This is a genomic window from Inquilinus sp. 2KB_23 (assembly GCF_052115705.1).
GTDB lineage: Bacteria > Pseudomonadota > Alphaproteobacteria > DSM-16000 > Inquilinaceae > Inquilinus > Inquilinus ginsengisoli_A.
Genome location: NZ_JBFRHF010000002.1, coordinates 312,988 through 337,400 on the forward strand (window position 1 = coordinate 312,988; position 24,413 = coordinate 337,400).

Consider the following 24,413-nt stretch of genomic DNA (forward strand, 5'->3'; position numbering starts at 1 on the left):
ATCCTACCCCCCGGTTGCGGTAATCCCCGCAACCTGCGGCGGGGCCGCGCCACCAGGCGAGGCCCCGATCCGCACCAGACCCATCGAGGGAGAGAAACCCCATGTCCCGCTTCCTGTCCGCCACGGCGATGGCGCTTGTCCTCGCCGCGGGGATGGCGGTGTCCGCCGAGGCCAAGACCCTGGTCTACTGCTCCGAGGGCAGCCCCGAGAACTTCAACCCGCAGATCAACACCACCGGCACCAGCTTCGACGCGGCGCTGCCGGTCTATGACGGCCTGGTCGCCTTCGAGAAGGGCACCACCAAGGTGGTCCCGGCGCTGGCCGAATCCTGGGACGTGTCCGACGACGGCACGGTCTACACCTTCCATCTCCGCCACGGTGTGAAGTTCCACACCAGCGCGACCTTCACCCCGACGCGCGACTTCAACGCCGATGACGTGCTGTTCTCGTTCAACCGGATGTGGAAGGAGGACAGCCCCTACCACAAGGTCTCGGGCGGGTCGTACGACTACTTCGGCGACATGGGCATGCCGACGCTGCTGAAGGCGATCGACAAGGTCGACGACTACACGGTGAAGTTCACCCTGAACAAGCCGGAGGCGCCGTTCATCGCCAACATGGCGATGAACTTCGCCGAGATCCTGTCGGCGGAATACGCCGATGCGATGATGAAGGCCGGCACGCCCGAGCAGGTCGACCAGGTGCCGATCGGCACCGGCCCGTTCCAGTTCGTGCAATACCAGCCGGACGCGCTGATCCGCTACAAGGCCTTCGACCAGGCCTGGAGCGGGCGCGAGAAGATCGACAACCTGGTCTTCGCCATCACCCCGGACGCGGCGGTGCGCTACGCCAAGGTGCAGGCCGGCGAATGTCACGTCATGCCGTATCCGAACCCGGCCGACCTGCCGGAGATGCAGAAGAACCCGGCCCTGACGGTGCTGAGCCAGCCCGGCCTCAACACCGGCTACCTCGCCTTCAACGTCACCAAGAAGCCGTTCGATGATGTGCGGGTGCGCCGCGCCGTCAACATGGCGGTGAACAAGGCGGCGATCCTGGAGGCGGTGTACCAGGGCACCGGCCAGGCGGCGAAGAACGCGATTCCGCCGACCATCTGGTCCTACAACGACAGCATCCAGGACTATAAGTACGACCCCGAGGCGGCCAAGAAGCTGCTGGCCGACGCCGGCTACGCCAACGGCGTCGACAGCGACCTGTGGGCGATGCCGGTGCAGCGCCCCTACAACCCGAACGCCCAGCGCATCGCCGAGATGATGCAGGCCGATCTGGCCAAGGTCGGGATCCGCACCAAGATCGTGTCCTACGAATGGGGCGAGTACCGCAAGCGGGCCCAGGCCGGCGAGCACCAGATGGCGCAACTGGGCTGGTCGGGCGACAACGGCGACCCCGACAACTTCTTCAACAACCTGCTGGGCTGCGACGCCGCGCGTGAGGGCGGCTCGAATATTTCGAAGTGGTGCGACAAGGACTTCGAGGCGCTGATCCAGAAGGCCAAGACCACCGCCGACCAGGCCGAGCGGACCAAGCTGTACGAGCAGGCCCAGGTGATCTTCCACGACCAGGCGCCGTGGCTGCCGATCGCGCATTCGGTGGTCTATGAGACCATCCGCAAGGAGGTCACCGGCTACAAGATCATCCCGGTCGGCCTGCACGACTTCCGCGGCGTCGACATCGCGGAGTAAGTCTGGCTGAGCCTGTCGGGGTCGATTGAGACTCCGACGACGCAAGAAACGGGCAGGAAAGTCCAGCGCGGCTTTCCTGCCCGTCTTTTTTTGCCCAGGCGGGATTACGATCCGCAGGGCCACCCCGGAAACCACGGAAAGCCAGGGGCCGACGCCCCGGAATTCCGTCCGTGCCGCGTGAAACGATTCTCTGCGCGCCAGCCCCACCGATCAGTTGACATCCCCCCCGCCCCCTGCGGTAATCCCGTGCAACCCACGGTTTGGGCAATACAGCTATGCGGCAAGCCCAGTCCGAAGGACCATCCATAAGGGGGAGAGTTTCATGTCCCGTTACCTGTCCGCCACGGCGATGGCGCTTGTCCTCGTCGCGGGGATGGCGGTGTCCGCCGAGGCCAAGACCCTGGTCTATTGCTCCGAGGGCAGCCCGGAGAACTTCAATCCGCAGATCAACACCACCGGCACCAGCTTCGACGCCTCCGGCCCGATCTACGACCATCTGATCGAGTTCACCAAGGGCTCGACCAAGACCGAACCCGGCCTGGCCGAATCCTGGGACATCTCGGATGACGGGACGGTCTACACCTTCCACCTCCGCAAGGGGGTGAAGTGGCATTCCAACGAGAAGTTCACGCCGACCCGCGAGTTCAACGCCGACGACGTGCTGTTCACCTTCAACCGGATGTGGAAGGAAGACAGCCCCTATCACAAGGTGTCCGGCGGCTCGTACGACTATTTCGGCGACATGGGCTTCGACAAGCTGCTGAAGTCGATCGACAAGGTCGATGACCACACGGTCAAGTTCACCCTGACCCGGCCCGAGGCGCCGTTCCTGGCCGACCTGGCGATGGAGTTCTCGTCCATCCTGTCGGCGGAATACGCCGATGTCATGATGAAGGCCGGCACGCCCGAGCAGGTCGACCAGGTGCCGATCGGCACCGGATCCTTCCAGTTCGTGCAGTACCAGCCCGACGCGCTGATCCGCTACAAGGCCTTCGAAGGCGCCTGGAGCGGCCGCGAGAAGCTGGACAACCTGGTCTTCGCCATCACCCCGGACGCGGCGGTGCGCTACGCCAAGCTGAAGGCTGGCGAGTGCCAGGTGATGCCGTATCCGAACCCGGCCGACGTGCCGGCGATGCTGAAAGACCCGGCGCTGAACGTGCTGACCCAGCCCGGCCTCAACACCGGCTATCTCGCCTTCAACGTCACCAAGAAGCCGTTCGATGATGTGCGGGTGCGCCGCGCCGTCAACATGGCGGTGAACAAGGCGGCGATCCTGGAGGCGGTGTACCAGGGCGCGGGCCAGGCGGCGAAGAACCCGATCCCGCCGACCATCTGGTCCTACAACGACAGCATCCAGGACTATAAGTATGACCCCGAGGCGGCCAAGAAGCTGCTGGCCGACGCCGGCTATGCCAAGGGCTTCGACACCGACCTGTGGGCGATGCCGGTGCAGCGCCCGTACAACCCGAACGCCCAGCGCATCGCCGAGCTGATGCAGTCGGACCTCGCCAAGGTCGGGATCAACGCCAAGATCGTCTCCTACGAATGGGGCGAGTACCGCAAGCGGGCCCAAGCCGGCGAGCACCAGATGGCGCAGCTGGGCTGGACCGGCGACAACGGCGACCCGGACAACTTCCTGAACAACCTGCTGGGTTGCGACGGCGCGCGGGAAGGCGGCTCGAATATCTCCAAGTGGTGCAACAAGGACTTCGAGGCGCTGATCCAGAAGGCCAAGTCGATCAGCGACCAGGGCGAGCGCACCAAGCTGTACGAGCAGGCCCAGGTGATCTTCCACGACCAGGCGCCGTGGCTGCCGATCGCGCATTCAGTGGTCTACGAGCCGACCCGCAAGGAGGTCACCGGCTACAAGGTCAGCCCGTTCGGCCGCCACGACTTCAGCGGCGTCGACATCACCGAATAATCGGGTTAAGGGGGAGCCGGGCGGGGGAGCAGGGGGATGCTTCTCCGCCCGCGTCTTTTCCGGCCCCCCACCTTCCCCACCTTTTCTGATCTGACGAGATCATGTTCCGCTTCATCCTGACCCGCTTCGCGATGGCGGCTGTGACCTTCCTGGGGATCACCGCCCTCAGCTTCTTCCTGATCCGGGCGGTGCCCGGCGACCCGATCGAGATCCGCGCCGGCGAGCGCGGCATCTCGCCGGAGCGCCATGCCCAGCTGCTGCACGACTACGGCCTGGACCGGCCGGTCTCGGTGCAGTTCTTCTCCTATATCGGCGGCGTGCTGCAGGGCGACCTCGGCGCCTCCACCGTCACCCGGCGGCCGGTGTTCAGCGAGTTCTGGAAGCTGTTTCCCGCGACCATCGAGCTCGGCGTCTGCGCCATGATCTTCGCCGTGGTGTTCGGCCTGCCCGCCGGCATCCTGGCCGCGACCAACCGATCTAGTCCCATCGACCACGGCATCATGGGCGCCAGCCTGACCGGCTATTCCATGCCGATCTTCTGGTGGGGGCTGCTGCTGATCCTGATCTTCTCGGTCGGGCTGGGCTGGACCCCGGTGTCCGGCCGCATCTCGGCCCTGTACTATGTCGAGCCGCACACCGGCTTCATGCTGATCGACAGCCTGATGTCGGACGAGAAGGGCGCCTTCCTCTCGACCCTGCGCTGCCTGATCCTGCCGACCATCGTGCTGGGCACCATCCCGCTGGCGGTGATCGCGCGCATGACCCGGTCGGCCATGCTGGAGGTGCTGAGCGAGGACTACATCCGCACCGCCCGCGCCAAGGGCCTGGCGGTGAAGCGGGTGATCGGTCTGCACGCCCTGCGCAACGCCCTGATCCCGGTCGTCACCGTGATCGGCCTGCAGGTCGGCACCCTGCTGGGCGGCGCCATCCTGACCGAGACCGTGTTCGCCTGGCCCGGCGTCGGCAAATGGCTGGTCGAATCGATCAACCGGCGCGACTACCCCACCCTGCAGGGCGGCGTCCTGATGGTCGCAACCCTGGTGATCGTCGTCAACCTGCTGGTCGACGTGGCCTATGGCCTGCTCGATCCCCGCATCCGGCACGTGAAGTAGGCCGATGACCGCACCCTCCCTGCAAGAGACCCGCCCCGCCGCGGTGGCGACCAAGCCGCCCGGCCCGTTCATCGAGTTCTGGCGCTCCTTCAGCGCCAACAAGGGCGCCCTGGGCGGGCTGATCGTGATCGTGCTGATCGCCCTGGTCGCGATCTTCGCCGGCGTGATCGCGCCGCATTCCCCGATCGACCAGGACCGCACCGCCTTCCTGGTGCCGCCCTTCTGGCAGGCCGGCGGCAACTGGGCCTATCCCCTGGGCACCGACGACATCGGCCGCGACATCCTCTCGCGCCTGATCTACGGCGCCCGGCTGTCGATGATGATCGGGCTGATCGTGGTCACCCTGTCGCTGGCCGTCGGCCTGGTGCTGGGCCTCGTCGCCGGCTTCTTCGGCGGGGTGGTCGACATGGCCATCATGCGGCTCCTGGACATCATGCTGGCCCTGCCCAGCCTGCTGCTGGCGATCGTGATCGTCGCCATCCTCGGCCCCGGCCTGGGCAACGCCATGATCGCGGTGTCGATCGTCACCCTGCCCCACTATTCCCGGCTGATGCGCGCCGCGGTGCTGAGCCAGATCCGAAGGCCCTATGTCACCGCCTCGCGCGTCGCCGGCGCCGGCACCATGCGGCTGATGTTCGCGACCATCCTGCCGAACTGCATGGCGCCCTTGATCGTGCAGGCCACGCTCGGCTTCTCCTCCGCCATCCTCGACGCCGCGGCGCTGGGCTTCCTCGGCCTCGGCGCCCAGCCGCCGACGCCGGAATGGGGCACCATGCTGGCCTCGTCGCTGCAGTTCCTGCAGCGCGCCTGGTGGGTGGTCACCTTCCCCGGCCTCGCCATCCTGATCACCGTCCTGGCCTTCAACCTGCTGGGCGACGGCCTGCGCGACGCGCTCGACCCCAGACTGAAACGCTAAATGGCTCTGAAACGCTGATGCCCCTGCTTGAAATCCGCAACCTGACGGTCGAGTTCCCGGCCGGGAAGGGCCTGTTCCGGGCCGTCTCCGGCCTCGACCTCACCATCGATGCCGGCGAGATCCTGGGCATCGTCGGCGAATCCGGCTCCGGCAAATCCGTCAGCATGCTGGCGCTGATGGGGCTGGTCGCCTTCCCCGGCAAGGTCACCGCCGACCGCCTGGCCTTCGACGGCCACGACCTGTTGAAGATGTCGCCGCGCCAGCGCCGCAAGATCACCGGCAAGGACATGGCGATGATCTTCCAGGAGCCGATGACCAGCCTGAACCCCTGCTTCACCGTCGGCTTCCAGATCATGGAGACGCTGAAGGTGCATGAGGGCGGCAGCCGGCGGGCCCGCCGCGACCGCACCGTGCAGCTGCTGGGCCAGGTCGGCATCCCGGCGCCGGAGACCCGGGTCGACAGCTTCCCGCACCAGCTGTCGGGCGGCATGAACCAGCGGGTGATGATCGCCATGGCGATCGCCTGCAAGCCCAAGCTGCTGATCGCCGACGAGCCGACCACGGCGCTGGACGTCACCATCCAGGCCCAGATCCTGGACCTGCTGGCGACGCTGCAGCGCGACCAGGGCATGGCCCTGGTGCTGATCACCCACGACATGGGCGTGGTGGCCGAGACGGCGCAGCGGGTCAACGTGATGTATGCCGGCGAGCTGGTCGAGGAGCGCATGGTCGACAGCCTGTTCACCCGGCCGCGCCACCCCTACACCGGCGCCCTGCTGGAGGCGCTGCCGGAGCGCAGCACCGGCCACCGCCGCCTGCCGACCATCCCCGGCGTGGTGCCGGGCCCCTATGACCGGCCGCAGGGCTGCCTGTTCAACCCGCGCTGCCGCAACGTGCTGGACCGCTGCCGCGGCCAGCACCCCGAGATCGTGCCGGACCTGGACGGGCGGACCCGCTGCTTCAACCCCATCGCCAAGCCCCTCGAGGAGGTCCGCGCATGACCGCGGTGGTCGAAGCGCGGCATCTCAGCCGCTTCTACGAGGTCAAGACTTCGCCCTTCAAGCCGCCGAAGATCCTGCGGGCGGTGAGCGACATGTCGTTCACGCTGGAGCCGGGCAAGACCCTGGCGGTGGTGGGCGAATCCGGCTGCGGCAAGTCCACCCTCGCCCGGGTCGTGACCATGATCGAGCAGCCCAGCGAGGGCGACCTGACCATCGACGGCATCCCGGTCGCGACCGCCGACGCCGCCCAGCGCCGCCGCCTGCGCAGCGCGGTGCAGATCGTGTTCCAGGACCCCTACGGGTCGCTGAACCCGCGCAAGAAGATCGGCACCATCCTGGAGGAGCCGCTCAAGATCAACACCAGCCTGTCGCGGGCGGAGCGGCGGCAGGCCGCCGAGGCGATGCTGTCGAAGGTCGGCCTGCGGCCGGAGCATTACGACCGCTATCCCCACATGTTCTCCGGCGGCCAGCGCCAGCGCGTGGCGATCGCCCGCGCCCTGATGCTGCGGCCCAAGGTGGTGGTGGCGGACGAGCCGGTCTCGGCGCTCGACGTCTCGATCCAGGCCCAGGTGCTGAACCTGCTGATGGACCTGCAGGACGAGTTCGGCCTGGCCTATCTGTTCATCAGCCATGGCCTGTCGGTGGTGGAGCACATCGCCGACGATCTGGTGGTGATGTATCTCGGCCGGCCGGTGGAGCATGGGACCAAGGCGGCGATCTTCCGCCATCCGCGCCACCCCTACACCCGGGCGCTGCTGGCCTCGACCCCGTTCGTCGACCCGACCAAGCGGGCGGAGCGGGTGGTGCTGTCGGGGGAACTGCCCTCGCCGATGAACCCGCCGCCCGGCTGCGCCTTCCACCGCCGATGCCCCTTCGCCACCGATGTGTGCAGCGTGGAGCGGCCGGAGCTGCGGCCGGTGGACGGGCGGGACGTGGCGTGCCACCACGCGGAGATGGTGAATTAGGGGGAGCCGGTGGCCGGGGCGGAAGCGCCGCCCCTCCCCCGTCATCGCGAGGCGCGCAGCGCCGTGGCGATCCAGTAGGCCGGTGCCGCTGGAGGACCACGCCCCTGCGGGGCTCGCCATGACAACAGCGGCACAAGATCCGCTCAGCGCACCTCGGCATGAGCGACAGGAAGGCCGACTCCCTACACCTCTCCTTGGGGAGAGGTCGAAATCGCACGGCGATTTCGGGGAAGAGGGCTTCGCCCTCTCCCTGAGGTGAGGGGGAATCCCGACCCATCCGCTCGGATCGGCATCGAACGGTCGCGAACCCAACCTCCATCATCGCGAGCCCCGAAGGGCATGGCAATCCAGGCGTTGGGGACTGCCCGGAATACCTGGACCAGGAGGGGTTGCTCACCCGATTCCGAAGGTCAGGATACCGTCAGGACAATCCGAACCGTGTACTGTGTGTTGTTCTCGGGATAGGTCTGTTTCGAACTCATCACGAACGGAGTGCGATGCTGCAGTTCGTCACGGCTGAATTGCACCCGGCACAGGGCATTGCGCGTTGGATCGAAGATGACGAAGAAGCCATCCGACACCTCAGTCGCGAATCTCTGCAACAGCTTCCAATCATCCTGAGTCAAGGTGACCTCTGTCTTGAGGCCAGGCAGCGAAGTTGCCCGTGGTCGTGTTATTCGCACCCCGGAATCGGTTTGAAAGGAATGCGCGCCACTCCCAATCTTGTATTCCTCTAGAGTATTGGCAATCTTGGAAAGCTCATCCGGGAAAGCTCGGTGCTTGGATAAATCCAACAAATTAATTCTCCTTTGGGGCCCCTCCGACAGAGCGTTAAAGCCGGCCGGCGAGGCCACCGCAGCCGAGAGTGACGGCCATCCACGGAAGGTGTCAATCGCGGCGACCACATCCGATTTTAGTGTCAGAGGGAATTTCGGTGATAGTGCACTTTTAGCCGGCTTCCGCTCTTACTTGGCGGGAGCGATGGCGCGGTTGTTCTGACGTTCGACGTTCGAGCCGATCCGTGGCCCCTTCATGTCACGTCGAAGTCCGCCCAATTCGTGCGCTGTCACCACAATTCCACCTTTCGCGAAATGGTGCCGGATGTTGTTGTCATGACGTCGCATCGGTTGACCTCGGTTCTTCAGCCGCCGGGATGCGACGCCGATGCCTACGGGCCAAGAGCGGGGGATTATTTGAATGCGACATAGTCTGATGACGGTGCTCGTGCTCGCCACCGGCTCGGCCCTGGCGCAGGATGCCCCGCCGGCGCCTATCGAGGATCTGAATGCCGTCCGGACGGGGGTTCAGGCCTGTCGCGACAAGCTGGCCGACGACGCGCGGCTGGCCTGCTTCGATGACCTCGGAGGGAAGATCCTCGGCATCCAGCCGCCCAAGGCCGATGTGGCCGGGACCGGAAAATGGCAGGTCAGCACCGATACCGACGCGCTCACCGGCACACCCACGATCGTTCTGGGGCTGCCATCCTCGAACAAGGCGCCGAACTCGATCGGGCGATCCGACGAGGCCCTGCTGCTGACGACATGCCGAAAGGGTCGGACCGACCTGTTCGTGCAATGGCCCAGCTATCTCGGCTCGACCGAGCAGATCGCCGTGCGGTACCGCCTCGACGATGGCGCGATCGAGCGCGACAGCTGGGCCCCTGCCACCAGCGGAAGAGCCGCCGGGCTCTGGAGTGACGGCATCGCGATTCCCTTGATCAAGCGGCTGCTGGAGGCCAAGAAATTCACCGTGGCGATGACGGGCCGCAGCACCGCCGAGGCGTCTGTCGTGTTCGATCTCACCGGCCTGCCGGAAGCGATCAAGCCGCTGCGCGCAGCTTGCAAGTGGTAGTCGACTGCCGCCCTGGACTGAGACAGAAGAATTAGGGTGATATGGGCGATCGATCCTGGCCTGTGCCGCCACAGAACCGCGCACCGAGTAGCTCCCATTGAAATTGGCTACATAATCGAAGAGCGTTGTCGAGGAGATGCTGCTATATGAGCTACACATCCGAAAGTAAAATTTCGAGTACGGCCAAACTGTCCCAACTTCGGGAGGTTGTTGAATTACTAGGGTACAAGAAAATCCAAGATGGGTTGAGCATACCTGATAAAGTGGGAAGTTATTTTTGGTACAATGAGGATGACTACAAATCATGGTCTGGAGTTGAGCTCCAGATATATCGAAAAGGAAAAGACATCACGATCGACACAAGATCGACCATATCAAGAAGTTATTGGGACTTAACGCATCAAAATAAAACACTGAAAACGATTAGAGATTTTTTTGGCGGACACTTTATCACAGACGCAGGCCGCAATAGGTATTGGCGCCCAACCGAATCACCCCCTTCTCCGCTTTCATCTGGATGCTATCTAGCCAGATGGCGCTTTCATAATGCACTTTCCAAGGCCCGTATCTATCTAATGGGAAGAAAACTTGAAGGTAATATGGCCAGAGAGACACCTTCCGGCTTTTTTTTCATAGACGCGATGAATCCACGCCTTCTCTCAAATAACCTTCTTATTCCCTATGTGATAGCAGTTTGGGAGGAATATTTTCGAGCAACATTTGCAGCATCGATAAAATATTCTGTCCAAAGAGAGCTTGCGTTCAAGAAATCCAGACTAAGTCATATGCAGCTGGAACAAATTGCTATCGATGAGCAGCCGATCGAGCGCACTATAGCGGAATGCTTTTCGTTTCAAAGGCCAAGCTCTATTTCCGAAAACTTTAAGCTTCTTGATAATAAGCTGGATATTGGCGGCGCAATGCGCAAGCCATACAAAAGAAGAAAAATTTCTCTGTTTTCCTCAATCGAGGCACTTGTGGAAGGAAGAAACGCTTTTGTTCATGCTGGGCAGATGAACATGGAGCTGTACGACAAGAAACTCGAGAGCGCGCTAGCTGATATTGTCGAAGCCGTTGATCGAGCGTACGTTGAGATAGGCAGACACTACGGATTCTCGCCCATACGCGACTACTAGATCGGGAATTGCGGTGACAGTGCACTTTAAGAGGCCCTTCACCCTCACTTAACGGGAGCGAGGGCCGGCGCTTGGTGTTGGAGTCGGTCCGTGGGTCCGAGGTGACTCAATCTGAGCAATGTCATAATAATTCTCAGACCAGCATTCCATGACAATGCTTGAATCGCAATCCGCTACCACAAAGACACTCACTATTTCGAGAGGTTAAATCCCACGCATACCTAGAGGGGTTCTGCCGAAATTTTAATCCATTTGTTGTCGTGCTGAATGCTGCTCCGCCAGAAAATGCGGAGAAGAAATTAACATATCTACTTCCTTCTAAATTCATCCCTCTTGGATTTATATCTACGAGAGATCCAGCTACTTTGTAATCTATCTCAACAGCCAATAATGGATATTTAATTACACTCTCATCAACCAAAGCTTTATTTTTATACATTTTAACTGCCTCATTGGCATCCATAAGCTCAACAAATTTTACTCTAAAATAATCTCCATTATGGTATTTTATTTCTAATTCCTTGCCATTGGTCGGAGATCTAACGTCCGCAGGTTCTCCAATATTCGACCAGAAATTTTCCTCTATTATAGCTCTCTCTTCGGAAGCGAGGCTCAGCATCTGCAAATTTAGAGAAAAGTATCCTTCAGAATCCCTTACAAATTTTATGACTTCCATTCCATCTATCTTTAAAATACTGCTATTTTGATAAGCGACACATCCTCCGATGATGGCAAGTACATTATATCGTTGCCAATCGAATTTTCCTTTAACTCGACCAGCCTCCACCACATCTTGTTTATATCGCCGCAATTGCTCCATCGTCCAAGAGCCCGCATCGGCTTTGGCATGATGATTTCTGCACAATGCAATCATACCAGCTGCATCGTGATGATTTTTCACGTGCCATGGAGGATCGAAATGATGCCACTCCAGATATGGACTGCCACAGCCGGGAATAGGGCATCCGAATCCAACTTCCTTCCTAAGCTGCCGCTTGATCGACATTGGAGGTTCTCGGCGTGACATTACATCCCTCTGCTAATGCTAATGGAGTATGTGCCCTCCGATGCCGGAAAGGAAGATCGGCCAAGGATGAAGGAAGACCCGCCCGAACCCGGTCCGCGACCGCGCGCCCTCCGGCGGCAACCGCGGGAAGTCGTGGCTGGTGATGCGGGTCATTCCGCTCGGTAGCTTCTCCTCGGTGGCCTCGCCCCGGATCATCCGGTCGCTGAGCGCGTCGCCGGCGCGATGCGGCGCCAGATGGGCGTGCAGATGCGGCACCCCGTCGCCGAAGATGGTGACATAGACGATCTCGGCCCCCGCCGCCGCCTTCAGGGCGCGGGTGCAGCGGGCCAGCACGGCGCCGAAGGTCGCCGCCTCCGCGCCGTCCAGTTCGGTGATGAAGCCAACCGCTTCGGCTCGAGAGTGGCGAAGCCCGGCACCTCCGACGCCAGGCTGACGGTGAGGCGCCGCAGCCCGTCCTCCCACACCTGCACCCGCTCGAACTCACCATCCGCGGCCGCGCCGCGGCACATCGGGCATTCCGGGATCGTCATCGGCCGACTCTTCGCTGGAGCGACGGAGCGATGGTCGGGCGGGATCGCGGCTCCCTGGCGCATCCGAAGGCCGTGGCTACCGGATCAACGGTTCACAGGCCACGCCATCGTCGTCGCGGTCGTGCCGCGAATAGTAGCCCGGCTCACCACGGCTTGCCGGCGCCAGGCCGACCAGCCGCGCCGAGGCGCAGTTCGGAAACGCCATCAGGTGCCGGACGGTGGCCATCGGCCCAGGGGCTTACCATGAAGCCGCCGACGACCAGGCCGAGCGTCACGACCAGCACCGGCACCGCCCGCAGCAGGCGGTGGGCGATCGATCGTCGGCGCTGCACGCGCTCGATCCGGGCGGTGACGGCCCGGAACCGCAGCTTCAGCTTTCTCACCTCGACTTCAGGATTGCGCATCAACGTCGCGCCGATCGGGCTTGAGGGCCCCACAGTCCGATTGCCGTGGCGATTGTGGAGGCGGTGCACGTCCAGGGCGTTCGGTCCGAGCCATGGTCCCTTCCTATCACGTTCGAAGGCCGCGCAATTCATGCACCGTCCCCGCAATGTGCCACGGCAGTTCGCGTGGACGCCATCGCATGGCCGCACCCATGACCGGACTGATGAATTGCGGTGACAGTGCACCTTTGGCGAGCTTTCGCCCTCATCTGGCGGAAACGAGGGGCGGTTGTTCCGGCGTTCGAGCCGGTCCTCCCGTCCAAAGGCAGCCCAATTCATGCGCTGTCACCGTTGTCGCGGATGGGGTCGGGGCGCCTCGGAGCCTTGCGTCCGAAACCAACCATCCCGCCACGATCAGCCCGCGAGGCGCGCCCGAAACAACGTGCAGCCATCCGTCAGGCGCGACCTGGAGATTTCCAGGAATCCGGCCTCGGTCATCCACGCGCGATACTGAGCTTCCGTGTAGGATTCGCCGTGGCGATAGAGGTTCAGGAAGGTGAGGTTCAGAAAGACACCCTCAGGCGGGCCGAGGCGGTCGTCATCGACGACACCCCACCCCGCAATCGCGATCTCGCCGCCGGGTGTGAGGCAACGCGCCGCGTTCAGGATCGCACGGCGCGCCTGGTCCGGCGGCAGGACCTGGACGACGGCCTTCAGGATCGCCAGATCGTGCCGGCCGATCGATGGCGCGACCGTGATGTCCCCCGCTTCGACCACCACGTCGCCGGCCCCGTATTCCGACAGGATCTCCGGCGCGATCGCTGCGACCGTCGGGAGTTCCATCAGCGTCGCCGCGATCCGCGGCCACCGCTCGCGAAGCCCGACGAGAATGGTCCCGGCGCCCCCGCCGATGTCGATCACCGAACCGATCGCCGAGAGGTCGATCTCCCGGGCCAGATGCCGGCCGAACGTCACCCCGCCCGGTGCGAGCATGCGGCTGAAGGCGGCCGCGGCCTCGGGTCCCGCTTCGGAAAAGTCGTGCAGCGCAGCCGGCCGGTTCTGTCGCAGCGACTCCGCGGTCAGCAGGTCGGCGCCCCAGAGCTCGCGCAGCAGCGCATGATCGTCGCCGCGATAGGCCGGCTTGGACGCGTCGAGGAAGGCCGACGCTTCGGCGCCGTTGCGAAATCGGCCATCCTCGACGTCGAGGAGGCCGATGCTGGCGAGCGCGTAGAGCAGCCGCGACAGACGATCGGGCTCGACCTCGAACGCGGCGCCGAGGCTGTCGGCCGTCATCGCGCCGCCGCCGAGCCGGGTGAAGATGCCGAGGTCCAGCCCGGCGCGAAGCGCCAAGGCGGGGGGCACCGCTGCGATCAGCTTGTCGATGCGATCGGAATCCACCATGTCACATCCCCTTCCGCGATCCCGGACCGGTCTCTAGGCCGCTGTTGGTGACGACGACGCTCGCCGGGTCCAACGGGAATTTACGGGACATTGCGGTGATTGTGCACTGTTGGCAGGCTTCCGCCCCCGGACACGCGCGGACCCGGTCCGCGAGCCTTACTCCGGCGGCAGCGGGATCGTCATCGGCCGGCTCATCGCCGGGGCGACGGCACGCGGTCCCGGCCTTTGCGCAAGCGGGCGGCGCCTGGCCGAGCCCAATACCGGACCGATCGACAAGATACGATCATTGCGCACGGTATTTTCGGAAATTACAGACAATTGAATCGACATATTATTGAATTACGGCTCGCAATTGACACGCAAGAGCTGGCCGACCATAGTGAAATCTTATTGTGACGATCTCATTGATTCGCGGTTTTCAATATTCTGACTGAATACTCCGCATAGGCCATGCATATTTTCATGGAGAATTGGTTATGGCGAATTTCGACAACACTGTCCTGATGGTGAACGGGGCCGCCGGCCCGATCGCGATCGACAAGCATCCCGATTTCGACGACATGGTGCTGATCTTCGACGGGGTGGAGACCAACGCCACCTACACGCTGGCGCCGGGCAAGCAGGTCCATGTCGGCTCGACCTATGTCAACGACATGGGCGTGATCCTGACCTATGGCGGCGATGGCCGCTTCATGGAGTTGGGCATGGGCGGCGACCCCGACGACGCCCCGAAGGTCTACAGCGTCATCACCGACGACGAGGCGGACGGGAACGGCCCGCTGCGCTACGCCGTGACGGACCAGACCCCGGATTCGATGACCATCGCCTTCCGCGACAAGGGCAAGGACGACTTCAAGAACACCGTGCTGATGGTCAACAAGGCCAAGGCCAGCATCGATATCGACCGCGATCCCAATTTCGACGACATGCAGCTGATCTTCAACGGCAACACCACGTCGGGGTCCTACGCGCTGGACCCCGGCCAGCAGGTCCATGTCGGCTCGACCTACGGCAACGACATGGGCGTGTGCCTGACCTATGGCGGCGACGAACGCTATATGGAGCTCGGCATCAACCCGGATCCCGACACCAAGCCGACGGTGTTCGCCGTCATCTCGGACAGCGAGGACGACGGCAGCGGCCCGCTGGCCTACCAGGTGGCGGACCAGACGGCCGTGTCGATGACCATGACCCTGCGCGACAAGAGCTGAACCGCCGCGCGCCCGGGCCTGGCCCGGGCCGATGGTGACAGCGCGCCGGACCGGCGTCCGCCTCCCCCGGCGGAGGCCGGCCCGCGGCGGTTCCGGACAGTGACGGCCCGGAAACGCCGCTTCGGCGTTCGCGCGCCGACAGCAATTGCCATGGCGGCGCAGTTCTGCTGGGCTTCGATCCGCTGGGCGGGAGGGAGCACTCGCGTCCGGGCCGCCCATCCGGAGGGGGATCATGGACTGGAGGAAGCATGTGCGGACGGCCCTCGACGGCCGCCACCCCGGGCTGGGGCATCGGGTCGAGCTGTTCCTCCACGCCCTGATCCTCTATTCCGCCCTGTCGATGGGGATCGAGACCCTGCCCCACCTTCCCGGCTGGGCCGCGACGGCGCTGTCCGTCTCGGAGGTCGTGGTCGTCGCGGTGTTCACCACCGAATACGTCCTGCGCCTCCTCACCTCCCCCGCCCCGGACGCCTATGCCAGGAGCTTCTTCGGCATCGTCGAGCTGCTGGCGATCGCCCCGTTCTACATCGGCCTGGTCTTCATCGGCGCCGGCATCGACCTCCGCGCCGTCCGGGCGCTGCGGCTGGTGCGCCTCGCCCGGCTGCTGAAGCTGGCCCGCTACACCAGCGCCATCGACCGCCTCGCCGCCGCCTGGGGCGTGGTGAAGGAGGAGGTCATCGTCTTCGGCATGGTGGCGATGATCGTCCTCTATGTCTGCGCGCTGGTGATCTTCCAGTTCGAGCACGACGCCCAGCCCGAGGCCTTCGGGTCGATCTTCGATGCGATGTGGTGGGCCGCCGTCACGCTGACCACGGTCGGCTATGGCGACATCTATCCGGTGACGGCCGTGGGCCGGATCTTCACCGTGCTGATGCTGTTCGTGGCGCTGGGCATCATCGCCATCCCGACCGGGCTGGTGGCCTCGGCGCTGAGCGCGATCCGGGCGAAGGAAGCCGCCGCCGAGGAGCGGGAGCCGCCACCTCCGTCGGCGACGCCCCACGATTGAGGGGACCGCGGCGACAGGCCCCGCACAACGCCTTGCTACTGCGGGTGCTCGTGCGTGCATTGCACCAGATGGTCGTCGTCGATATGGCATTCCCAGATCGTGGACGGGCCGGAGACGCTCCGCGTCAAAGCGGCGGCGTCGCTGAAATCCGCCAGCTGAAAGCGGTCCGCGGCGGTGCCGTGCTTGGCCTTCAGCGCCTGAAACGCGCCGACGAACTCCTTTTGCTGGGGAGTGAGCGGCGCATTCGCCACCGGCTTCACATCGGCATTGGCCTGGCATGCCGCAACCACCGAGAAAATGGCAAAAGCCAAGATGGGCAACCTGGTCATCTGAACCTCCGTTACAGGGCCGCCAGTCAATCGTTTCCTGATATTGGTATATGCAGCATCGGATATTGCATCACTTCCTTGAACAACTGTGGATCGGGACAGTTGTCGGCGCCATGAGGGCGGCTGGGCCCGTCGGCATGAAGACCGAAGCAGGTCCGATGCCGCGACGCCTCCCCATGGCGCCCCGCCCCTTACCGCGCGGCGCAGCCATAGGTGGCCGGCGAGTGCGACGCGGCGGCGTAGGTCAGCCCACCGGACGCCTGCAGCCCCAGGACGAGGCAGACCTGGTACTCGATCACCTTGTTGGCGGGGAAGCCGACGAACGGGACGGACTGGACGCCGTCATACACCGCCGGCAGGCTCATGCCGTAATAGGGCGCCGACCCCCAGGCCATCTTCTCCGACGTGGTGGTGCCGAGCGGGTTGTTGTAGGGCAGCTCGTACTGCGACGACTGGTACGGCCATTCGTAGTCGCAGGGCAGCTTCTGGGCCTGGAACGGGCACCCGTGGCCGCCATTGAAGGTCGCCGAGGTCTTGCCCCGCGCCTCGGAATAGCCGTCGCGGATGGCGGAGGTGGCGTAGGGCGTCGGCTCGAACAGCCCCATCTCGAAGCCGCCGATCATCAGGGCGTTGAAGCGCGCGCCGGGGTTCACCCGGGTCCAGGTCCAGCCCGTGTTGCGCGTCAGCGGCGCCGTGGCGGGCACGAAGACGTAGCGGTCGCCCCAATGCACCCAGGAGACGGGCGCGTTGCCGCCCTCGAAGTTCATCTTGCCGTAGGGCCCGCGCACATCGAAGCTGACCCGGTCCGGGCCCGGCACCGGCGCCAGGCTGACCTGGGTCACGATCCGCGGCCAGTTGGTGCCGTCCTGGAAGTACCAGGTGATGGTCACCGGCAGGTCGTAGCGCTTGAACAGCGCCGGGTTGGTGCCCAGCGGCGGGCTGTCCTCGCCGGTGTCGTCGTTGAACCCGTTGGCCGCGATGGTGCCGTATTTCGGGTAGGTCAGCTTGAATTCCATGATGACGCGGTTGGACGTGGTCGGCACCAGCCGGCTGGTCACGGGAAAGCCGAGCCCGAGCGGCGAATCGTCGACTCCGAAGATCTTGTTCGCGATCGGGGCGGAGTCGCCGTCGGTGAATTTCCGATAGCGCTCATGCCCGACGAAATAGCCGAAGCCGTCCCCGGCACTGGTCGGGTTGATCGTCTTGGTCGTCACCACGCCGTTGTAGACGTATTGATAAGTCATCTGCACGGCGTAGCCGCCATGGCCGGTGTTGGGGGCGCCCTCGCGCTTGAGCGAGACGCTGCGCGGCCGGCCGTACACATCCGACCAGGTGATGCGGTCGACCACCGACCCGTTGATCACCACGGCCTGACGGAGGGCTGCCTGCGCCGGCGGCGCGGCGGGCAGGAGCAGGCCGAGCGCGAAGAGGGGCGCGACAAGGCATGACCTCAGGCGGAGGTTCGGCATTTCGGGTCTCCCGGACAGGTTGATGTCCCTCAAGGTCATCACATCCGGCGACGGCGCGCGTCATCCGAACGGGTGTTGACAAGCCTGCGGTTTGTCGGGTCGGGGAGGAGCGGCTTGGTGCGCTGCTTCGTCGTCGGCCGGATCCTCCATGTCGACCACGAGGCCTGGCGCGTGGGCTGCGAGATCGACCGCACGCCGGCCCTGTTCGACACTGTGCCGGGGTCGCGGCGCTGGCCGATCACCGCCGACAGCGCCCGGCCGGAGACCATCTCCTACATGCGGCGCCACGGCTTCGGCAATCTGCGGCCGGCGAAGAAGGGCGCGGGATCGGTCGAGGAAGGGATCGAATTCCTCAAGAACCACGACATCGTGGTGCATCCGCGCTGCCGCCACCTGATCGACGAACTGTCGCTGTACAGCTACCGGACCGACCCGAAGACCGGCGAGATCCAGCCGCTGCTGGAGGACCGCGAGAACCACGCCATCGACGCCCTGCGCTATGCCCTCGAAGGCCAGCGCAACGGCGGCACCTACGACACCTCGCTGAGCTGGGTGTGACCGCGGCCGTGCGGGCGAAGGGCACATTGCGTTCGTCGCCGTTTATCCCCGGCTCCGTAACGCTCCGGTAGCGCGCGCCCCCCCATCCTGGCCCGGCCGGCGCAGGGTTCGGGGCCGGCCCATCAACGAGGACAGCACCCATGGACGCCGATCGCAAAGTCGCCGTGGTCACCGGCGCATCGCAGGGGATCGGCGCCGGCCTGGCCGCCGGGTTCCGGAAGCGCGGCTATCGCATCGTCGCCAATTCCCGGACCATCGGGCCGGCGGCCTCGGAGGACGTCCTGACGGTCGCAGGGGACGTGGCCGACCCCGACACCGCCCGCCGCATCGTCGACGTGGCGATCGCGGGCTTCGGCCGCATCGACACGCTGGTGAACAATGCCGGCCTCTTCCTGCCCAAGCCGTTCCTCGACTACACCGCGGCCGACTTCGCCTCGGTGGTGGCGGTGAACCTCGCGGGCTTCTTCCATGTGTCGCAGCTGGCCGCGGCCGCCATGCTGCGCCAGGGCAGCGGCCACATCGTCACCATCACGACGATGCTGGTCGGCCAGCCGATGACCGCCGTTCCCGCGGCCCTGGCCGCCCTGACCAAGGGCGGGATCGATGCGGTCACCCGGTCGCTGGCCATCGAGTATGCGGGCCGGGGCATCCGGGTCAACGCGGTCTCGCCGGGCGCCATCGATACGCCGATGCATCGGCCCGAGGCGCATGGTTTCCTCGCCACGCTCCATCCCCTCGGCCGCATGGGCACGATCGAGGAGATCGTCGAGGCGGTGATGTACCTCGAGACCGCGGCCTTCGTGACCGGGGAGACATTGCATGTCGACGGCGGCGCCCATGCCGGCCGATGGTGAGCGCGGGACCGATGTCGACCGCCATGGAGCCGAGAGCATGACCACCTGGCCGGATCGCCGCATCCTCGACCTGTTCGGCATCGATCTGCCGATCGTCCAGGCACCGATGGCCGGGGCGGTCACCGCCGCGATGGTCACCGCCGTCTCGGAGGCCGGCGGGCTCGGCTCGCTGCCCTGCGCCACCTTGACCATGGCACAGATCCGGGCGGAGTTCGGCGCCATCCTGCAGCGCACGTCCAGGCCGGTCGGCCTCAACTTCTTCTGCCACGCCCCGCCCGTCGTCGATGCCGCCCGCGAGGCCGCGTGGCGGCAGCTCCTCGCCCCGTACTATGCCGAGTTCGGCCTTGACCCCGGGATGCCGGCACCCGCCATGCCCCTCGAGCCCTTCGGCGCCGCGCATTGCGACCTGGTGGCATCCCTGAAGCCCGAGGTGGTGAGCTTCCATTTCGGGCTGCCGGACGCCGGGTTGTGCGCGCGCGTGAAGCGGAGCGGCGCCCGGATCATCTCATCCGCGACCACGGTGGAAGAGGCCGTCTGGCTGGAACGCAACGGCTGCGATGCGATCATCGCCCAGGGGTGGGAGGCCGGGGGGCATCGCGCCATGTTCCTGTCCGACGACGTCGGAACCCAGCTCGGCACCCTGGCGCTGGTTCCGCAGATCGTCGACGCCGTGGCGGTGCCGGTGATCGCGGCCGGCGGGATCGCGGATGGCCGCGGGGTCGCTGCCGCCCTGGCCCAGGGGGCTTCGGCGGCGCAGGTCGGCACGGCCTATCTGTTTTGCCCCGAGGCCAGCCTGGCGCCGCTGCATCGGCAGGCCCTGAAGGCGTCCCGCGGCAGGACCGCGGTGACCAGGCTGTTCAGCGGCCGGCCGGCCCGGGTCGTCGCCAACCGGCTGGTGCGCGAACTCGGCGCCCGGCCCGTCGACCCGCCCGACTTCCCGCTCGCCGGCGCCGCGCTCGCCCCGCTGCGCTCCCAGTCGGAGCCGCGCGGATCGGACGACTTCACCGCCCTGTGGTGCGGCCAGGGCGCCCATCTCGGGCGCGATCTTCCAGCGGGGGAACTGACACGGCGGTTGGCCGAGGAGGCCGGCGCGGCAGCACGGCCGCGCTGAGCCCGGGGCGATTGCCATGGCCGTTCGGTTTCGATCGGCTGGCACGGACAGCCGTCAGTCCACCCGCTCTGGGTCAGGCGGCACGGCGGGCGGCCCCGCCGTGCCGTCATGGGTTACGGCGCTAGGTGCTCGCGAATCCCCTCGCTGGCCTGCGCGATCGCCGCCTCGGTCGAGGGCACATGGCGCAGCGCGTTCAGCAGCACGAAGTCGTGGATCGTGCCGTTGTAGCGCACCGCGGCGACCTCCACCCCCGCCGCCTTCAGCTTGCGGACATAGGCCTCGTCCTTGTCGCGCAGCGGGTCGTTCTCCGCCGTGATCACCAACGCTGGCGCCGGCACGGTCCCAAACGGTCTCCAAGGCGCCGCCGGCGGGTGCATCGAACAGTCCCTTACGAACCGAACCACTTCGTGACCAGCGCCTGGTAGCGCCCATTCGCCTTCATCGCCGCCAGTTGGACATTGGCCGGCGCGACCAGCGGGCTGTCCTTGCGGAAGCCGATGCCGACGGCCTGGCCGGCAGGGTCGGGCGGCGATGCCGCGGCCTGGCGGGACGGCAATTTCGCCGACTGGCTGCCGCAGGGGCGCTATCGCAACAAATGGTACCAGGCCGGCACCGCCGACGGCGCCTTCTTCGCCCTCGGCATCCACGGCCAGTGGCTGTATGTGAACCCGGCCGCCGAGACGGAGATCGCCAAATTCTCGTCACAGCCGGTGCCGGTCGACGATGCCTTCAAGCACCTGAACCTGGCCCTGTTCGCTGCCCTGCCGGCGATGGTCTGGCGGCGATGGTCTGGCGGCGGGACGGCGCCAGGGGTCAACCGGTGCCGCACACGGAGGCTTCAGGCGACAGGCGCCCGGCGGCATCGGAACTGCAGACGGTCTCTCAGGCCGGCCGGCGTCTGCGGGCTTCGAATGCCCATCTGGCGGTGTGCGTCAGCGGGATCTCCACGACCCTGTGGGCGACCAGCGCCACCGCGACCGACACCGCGAAAGCCACCGGGATGAACACGGCCGGCAGCACGGGGCCGAGATGCTGCCAGGCGACGAACACCGCGGTGGCGACGAAGGTGTGGCTGAGATAGAGCGTGTACGAGGCGTCGCCCAGCCGTTCCAGGGCTCTCGCGACGGCATGCCCTGATGGCGCCAGGCCAAGGGTCGCGTAGACGATGAGCATCGACGGGATGCCCCACAAGAGGAACCGGGTCTCCCATGGCGGGTTCCACGCGCCGAGCATCGGCCCAAGCATCGCGGCGGCCCCGGCCAGGGCGACGACCGCGAATGATGGGCGCGGCCGCCCCCATTTCCGGAACACCAGGTGCAGCGCCATCCCGCCGGCGAAGGTGAACACGATGGTGTTGCCGAAGAAGGATCTGAACGCCGTCCCCTGATCGGCCGCCAGCGACAGGGCAGAGAGCGCCGCGAAGGCCAGCACCATGGCGAAGGTGCGCCTCAGTCCCGACATCCCGATCAGGACGGCGAACAGCAGGTAGAAGAACATTTCGTAGTTCAGCGTCCAGCCGACGCCAAGCAGCGGCTGCAATTCGCCGTTGGGACGGATGAACGGAATGAAGAACAGCGACTTCAGGACCGTCTCGACATTCACATCGACGGCTCGCAGCATCGAAGGATACAACGCCCCGACGACCGCCAAGGCAAAAGTGTAGAACCAGTAGTTCGGCGCAATCCGGCAGATGCGGTTGATCAAGAACCGCCCTGCGCCGTCATCCCGCTCGTCATTGATCATCATCATGATGAAACCGCTGATGACGAAGAATATGTCGACGCCGATCCCGAGAAATAGACCGGCACGAGCCGAGACCTCGTCGGGTGGGGTCATCCGGCTGTACGCCACATAGATGCAATGCAGTAACACGATCATGCTGGCGGCCATGCCCCGCAAGATCTGAATACCCTGAAGTTTATTAATACGGGTCGGGAGCATGAATGGACCATGAAAATGCGTCGTCGACCCATAATGACATACGGATGACGGAAAGCAATCGACGGGGGCCGGCCCGGGGCTGCGCCCGCGGAATGCGACATGCCTGGCGCGGAGACGCCGGCGCAGGGCCACACGCCGATGCGATTCGACAATCGCGCCGGATCCACCCATGTCATCGACCCGTCCGGCTTTCGCCGTGCGGATCGATCTCGCTCGAGGATGTGCCTTGGACCATGCCGCCGAACTCGACCGCCTCGACCGCCTGGCCACGCTGCTGGACGGCCGCTGGCGCATTCCGGTGATCGGCTGGCGCTTCGGGCTGGACGCGATCATCGGGTTGGTGCCGGGCTTGGGCGACATCGCCGGCGGCCTGATCTCGGCCACCATCATCCTGCGCGCCCGTCGGCTGGGCGCGCCGAACCACATCCTGGCCCTGATGGCCGGCAACGTGCTGCTGGACGTGGCGGCCGGCAGCATCCCGGTGCTGGGCGACCTGCTGGATGTCTGGCTGAAGGCCAACCGCCGCAACACCCGCCTGCTGCGCCGGCATCTGGAACGTCAGGCGTCGTGGCGCTGAGGGCCGACCTTGCGATCAGCACCAGTCAGCCCTAAATTATAGTCATCCTGGTCAGGAGATCGAGAATGGCTGAATGGCAGGTGCAGGAGGCGAAGGCCCGTTTCAGCGAGGTCGTCGAGAAGGCCCGCACCGAAGGGCCGCAGACGATCACGCGCCATGGCCGGGAACGCGCGGTGCTGCTGTCGATCGAGGATTATCGCGCCCTGCTCGCCCACCAGCCGGACTTCAGGGCGTTCCTGCTGGGCGGACCCAAGGTGGATGAGTTCGAGATCGAGCGCGATCGCGACACCGGTCGCGACATCGCGCTGTGACCGGCGGCGCCGGCTATCTCCTGGACACCAACATCCTGTCCGAGACGCGCCGCGCACGGGCCGAACCCCGCGTCATGTCCTTTCTGTCGGCGGCCGATCCGGCGCGGCTGTTCATCAGCGCCCTGACGGTCGGCGAACTGCGCAAGGGCGTCGCGCTCAGGCGCCGATCGGATGCCGACGTCGCGTCCAGGCTCGGCGCCTGGGTCGACGCCCTCGAAGCCGGGTTCGCCGACCGGATCCTGCCTGTCGACGCAGCGGTGGCGACGCTGTGGGGCGAGCTGTCCACCGACCGCCCGCGGCCGGTCATCGACACGCTCCTCGCCGCCACGGCGCTGGCGCATGACCTGACCCTGGTCACCCGCAACGCCGGCGACATGGCGGGAACCGGCGTGCCGGTCGTCAATCCATGGCTGACCGGCACGGCCTCTTAGGGGGTCGGGTCGCTAGGGAATCAGCCAGCTCGCCTGCAACGCACCGCCGGTCCAGTCGAACAGGGCGCGGCGGTCGGCGCCGGGGACCAGGCGGACCCAGTCGATGCGGTCGACCGCCAGCACGATCACCGCGAAGTTCTCGCGCCCCGCCTCGGATACGTCGGTCGCAGGCGGCGGCAGGGCGGGGTCGGCGATCGCGGTGCCGGGCGGACTCGGCATGCGATAGGCGGCGCGGATCGGCCCCGGCGTTGCCGCCCAGGCGGCGTCGAGCGCAGGCCCCGGCGGCAGCAGCGCGGCCCGGCCTTCGACCCGGAGCTGGACCTCATCCGCCGCCTCGTACAGCAGCAGCGCCACGGCCGGGTCGGCCGCGATCTCCGCCACCTTGGCCGAGCGGCGGTCGGTGTGGATCTCGAGCCGCCGCGCCGCGGGGTCGGCCGAGCGCAGCACCACCGTGCGCAGCGCCGGCCCGCCTCGCGCATTCACGCTGGCCAGCGCGACCCGGCCGGTGGTGCGGCGGCGTTCGCCGGTGGCGCGGCCGAGCCGGGCCCAGGCATCGGCCAGCACCGCTTCGAGGTCGTCGTGCCCTGCGCCCTCCGTCATTGCGAGCACAGCGAAGCAATCCATGGCGCCGCCTGGCATGGATTGCTTCGTCGGCTACGCCTCCTCGCAATG

The 24,413-nt window shown here is 65.5% G+C and carries 29 protein-coding genes; 16 read left to right on the forward strand and 13 right to left on the reverse strand.

From position 1 onward, the window contains the following. Positions 1–101: 101 nt before the first annotated feature. The 6 genes from AB4112_RS03630 (at position 102) to AB4112_RS03655 (ending at position 7,615) form a co-directional block, all read left to right on the forward strand. Positions 102–1,700 carry an ABC transporter substrate-binding protein gene (locus tag AB4112_RS03630; protein ID WP_309795208.1) on the forward strand — a complete coding sequence of 533 codons (1,599 nt, stop codon included), beginning with the start codon at positions 102–104 and terminating at the stop codon, positions 1,698–1,700. 322 nt (positions 1,701–2,022) lie between these two features. Then, on the forward strand, positions 2,023–3,621 hold the full coding sequence (locus AB4112_RS03635; RefSeq protein WP_309795207.1) for an ABC transporter substrate-binding protein: 1,599 nt from the start codon (positions 2,023–2,025) through the stop codon (positions 3,619–3,621). A gap of 101 nt (positions 3,622–3,722) precedes the next feature. Continuing rightward, positions 3,723–4,733, forward strand: a complete 1,011-nt coding sequence (locus AB4112_RS03640) for an ABC transporter permease subunit (RefSeq protein ID WP_309795205.1) — start codon at positions 3,723–3,725, stop codon at positions 4,731–4,733. Between the two features lie 4 nt (positions 4,734–4,737). Then, a complete protein-coding gene (locus AB4112_RS03645; RefSeq protein WP_309795203.1) occupies positions 4,738–5,649 on the forward strand; it encodes an ABC transporter permease subunit in 912 nt (303 codons plus the stop codon). A gap of 17 nt (positions 5,650–5,666) precedes the next feature. Continuing rightward, positions 5,667–6,650 (forward strand): ABC transporter ATP-binding protein, encoded by a 984-nt coding sequence (locus AB4112_RS03650; protein ID WP_441717141.1) that lies wholly within the window; start codon positions 5,667–5,669, stop codon positions 6,648–6,650. Then, on the forward strand, positions 6,647–7,615 hold the full coding sequence (locus tag AB4112_RS03655) for a peptide ABC transporter ATP-binding protein (protein WP_441717143.1): 969 nt from the start codon (positions 6,647–6,649) through the stop codon (positions 7,613–7,615). The genes AB4112_RS03650 and AB4112_RS03655 overlap by 4 nt, the downstream gene beginning before the upstream one ends. A 410-nt stretch (positions 7,616–8,025) precedes the next feature. Here the strand turns inward: AB4112_RS03655 and AB4112_RS03660 are convergent, their stop codons facing one another. Then, complete coding sequence (locus tag AB4112_RS03660) at positions 8,026–8,409, reverse strand: hypothetical protein (RefSeq protein WP_441717145.1); 384 nt, start codon at positions 8,407–8,409, stop codon at positions 8,026–8,028. A gap of 418 nt (positions 8,410–8,827) precedes the next feature. Between AB4112_RS03660 and AB4112_RS03665 the strand changes: the two genes are divergently transcribed. Continuing rightward, positions 8,828–9,466: a type VI secretion system-associated protein TagO gene (locus AB4112_RS03665; protein ID WP_441717146.1), complete on the forward strand. Its 639-nt coding sequence runs from the start codon at positions 8,828–8,830 to the stop codon at positions 9,464–9,466. 146 nt (positions 9,467–9,612) lie between these two features. Then, the gene (locus tag AB4112_RS03670; RefSeq protein ID WP_441717148.1) at positions 9,613–10,602 is read left to right on the forward strand and encodes a hypothetical protein; all 990 of its coding nucleotides are present in this window, start codon (positions 9,613–9,615) and stop codon (positions 10,600–10,602) included. A gap of 133 nt (positions 10,603–10,735) precedes the next feature. On the opposite strand, the gene AB4112_RS03675 is transcribed toward AB4112_RS03670, so the two are convergent. From AB4112_RS03675 to AB4112_RS03700, 6 genes are all read right to left on the reverse strand, one after another. Further along, the gene (locus AB4112_RS03675; protein WP_441717150.1) at positions 10,736–11,608 is read right to left on the reverse strand and encodes an SEC-C metal-binding domain-containing protein; all 873 of its coding nucleotides are present in this window, start codon (positions 11,606–11,608) and stop codon (positions 10,736–10,738) included. A gap of 39 nt (positions 11,609–11,647) precedes the next feature. Continuing rightward, the gene (locus AB4112_RS03680; RefSeq protein WP_441717152.1) at positions 11,648–11,962 is read right to left on the reverse strand and encodes a hypothetical protein; all 315 of its coding nucleotides are present in this window, start codon (positions 11,960–11,962) and stop codon (positions 11,648–11,650) included. Continuing rightward, positions 11,935–12,159: a hypothetical protein gene (locus AB4112_RS03685; protein WP_441717154.1), complete on the reverse strand. Its 225-nt coding sequence runs from the start codon at positions 12,157–12,159 to the stop codon at positions 11,935–11,937. The genes AB4112_RS03680 and AB4112_RS03685 overlap by 28 nt, the downstream gene beginning before the upstream one ends. Positions 12,160–12,235: 76 nt before the next feature. Continuing rightward, on the reverse strand, positions 12,236–12,364 hold the full coding sequence (locus AB4112_RS03690) for an excalibur calcium-binding domain-containing protein (RefSeq protein ID WP_441717269.1): 129 nt from the start codon (positions 12,362–12,364) through the stop codon (positions 12,236–12,238). Then, positions 12,303–12,563, reverse strand: coding sequence for a hypothetical protein (locus AB4112_RS03695; protein WP_441717276.1), 261 nt, complete (start codon positions 12,561–12,563; stop codon positions 12,303–12,305). Before AB4112_RS03695 ends, AB4112_RS03690 begins: the two co-directional genes overlap by 62 nt. Positions 12,564–12,956: 393 nt before the next feature. Further along, positions 12,957–13,943 carry a methyltransferase gene (locus AB4112_RS03700; protein ID WP_441717156.1) on the reverse strand — a complete coding sequence of 329 codons (987 nt, stop codon included), beginning with the start codon at positions 13,941–13,943 and terminating at the stop codon, positions 12,957–12,959. A gap of 476 nt (positions 13,944–14,419) precedes the next feature. Between AB4112_RS03700 and AB4112_RS03705 the strand changes: the two genes are divergently transcribed. Next, the gene (locus AB4112_RS03705; RefSeq protein ID WP_441717158.1) at positions 14,420–15,154 is read left to right on the forward strand and encodes a hypothetical protein; all 735 of its coding nucleotides are present in this window, start codon (positions 14,420–14,422) and stop codon (positions 15,152–15,154) included. Positions 15,155–15,386: 232 nt separating this feature from the next. Beyond that, positions 15,387–16,160 carry an ion transporter gene (locus tag AB4112_RS03710; RefSeq protein WP_441717159.1) on the forward strand — a complete coding sequence of 258 codons (774 nt, stop codon included), beginning with the start codon at positions 15,387–15,389 and terminating at the stop codon, positions 16,158–16,160. 35 nt (positions 16,161–16,195) lie between these two features. On the opposite strand, the gene AB4112_RS03715 is transcribed toward AB4112_RS03710, so the two are convergent. Next, on the reverse strand, positions 16,196–16,489 hold the full coding sequence (locus AB4112_RS03715; protein ID WP_309795181.1) for a hypothetical protein: 294 nt from the start codon (positions 16,487–16,489) through the stop codon (positions 16,196–16,198). Between the two features lie 191 nt (positions 16,490–16,680). Then, entirely contained in the window at positions 16,681–17,958 is a 1,278-nt protein-coding gene (locus AB4112_RS03720; protein ID WP_441717161.1) for a hypothetical protein, read from the reverse strand. A gap of 117 nt (positions 17,959–18,075) precedes the next feature. On the opposite strand from AB4112_RS03720, the gene AB4112_RS03725 reads away from it, so the two are divergent. From AB4112_RS03725 to AB4112_RS03735, 3 genes are all read left to right on the forward strand, one after another. Then, complete coding sequence (locus tag AB4112_RS03725; RefSeq protein WP_309795177.1) at positions 18,076–18,516, forward strand: terminase large subunit; 441 nt, start codon at positions 18,076–18,078, stop codon at positions 18,514–18,516. A 140-nt stretch (positions 18,517–18,656) separates the two neighbouring features. Further along, positions 18,657–19,370, forward strand: a complete 714-nt coding sequence (locus AB4112_RS03730; protein ID WP_441717164.1) for an SDR family NAD(P)-dependent oxidoreductase — start codon at positions 18,657–18,659, stop codon at positions 19,368–19,370. A gap of 37 nt (positions 19,371–19,407) precedes the next feature. Next, positions 19,408–20,481, forward strand: coding sequence for an NAD(P)H-dependent flavin oxidoreductase (locus AB4112_RS03735; RefSeq protein ID WP_309795173.1), 1,074 nt, complete (start codon positions 19,408–19,410; stop codon positions 20,479–20,481). 113 nt (positions 20,482–20,594) lie between these two features. On the opposite strand, the gene AB4112_RS03740 is transcribed toward AB4112_RS03735, so the two are convergent. From AB4112_RS03740 to AB4112_RS03750, 3 genes are all read right to left on the reverse strand, one after another. Then, complete coding sequence (locus AB4112_RS03740) at positions 20,595–20,858, reverse strand: alpha/beta hydrolase fold domain-containing protein (RefSeq protein ID WP_309795171.1); 264 nt, start codon at positions 20,856–20,858, stop codon at positions 20,595–20,597. Between the two features lie 11 nt (positions 20,859–20,869). Continuing rightward, on the reverse strand, positions 20,870–21,037 hold the full coding sequence (locus AB4112_RS03745; protein WP_309795169.1) for a transporter substrate-binding domain-containing protein: 168 nt from the start codon (positions 21,035–21,037) through the stop codon (positions 20,870–20,872). Positions 21,038–21,363: 326 nt separating this feature from the next. After that, positions 21,364–22,755, reverse strand: coding sequence for an acyltransferase family protein (locus tag AB4112_RS03750; RefSeq protein ID WP_441717167.1), 1,392 nt, complete (start codon positions 22,753–22,755; stop codon positions 21,364–21,366). Between AB4112_RS03750 and AB4112_RS03755 the strand changes: the two genes are divergently transcribed. The 3 genes from AB4112_RS03755 (at position 22,649) to AB4112_RS03765 (ending at position 23,741) form a co-directional block, all read left to right on the forward strand. Further along, entirely contained in the window at positions 22,649–22,999 is a 351-nt protein-coding gene (locus AB4112_RS03755; protein ID WP_441717169.1) for a DUF4112 domain-containing protein, read from the forward strand. The genes AB4112_RS03750 and AB4112_RS03755 overlap by 107 nt on opposite strands. A gap of 65 nt (positions 23,000–23,064) precedes the next feature. After that, the gene (locus tag AB4112_RS03760; RefSeq protein WP_441717171.1) at positions 23,065–23,310 is read left to right on the forward strand and encodes a type II toxin-antitoxin system Phd/YefM family antitoxin; all 246 of its coding nucleotides are present in this window, start codon (positions 23,065–23,067) and stop codon (positions 23,308–23,310) included. Beyond that, positions 23,307–23,741 (forward strand): type II toxin-antitoxin system VapC family toxin, encoded by a 435-nt coding sequence (locus AB4112_RS03765; RefSeq protein ID WP_441717173.1) that lies wholly within the window; start codon positions 23,307–23,309, stop codon positions 23,739–23,741. The genes AB4112_RS03760 and AB4112_RS03765 overlap by 4 nt, the downstream gene beginning before the upstream one ends. A gap of 12 nt (positions 23,742–23,753) precedes the next feature. Here the strand turns inward: AB4112_RS03765 and AB4112_RS03770 are convergent, their stop codons facing one another. Further along, positions 23,754–24,341, reverse strand: a complete 588-nt coding sequence (locus AB4112_RS03770; protein WP_441717271.1) for a pyridoxamine 5'-phosphate oxidase family protein — start codon at positions 24,339–24,341, stop codon at positions 23,754–23,756. Positions 24,342–24,413: the final 72 nt, after the last annotated feature.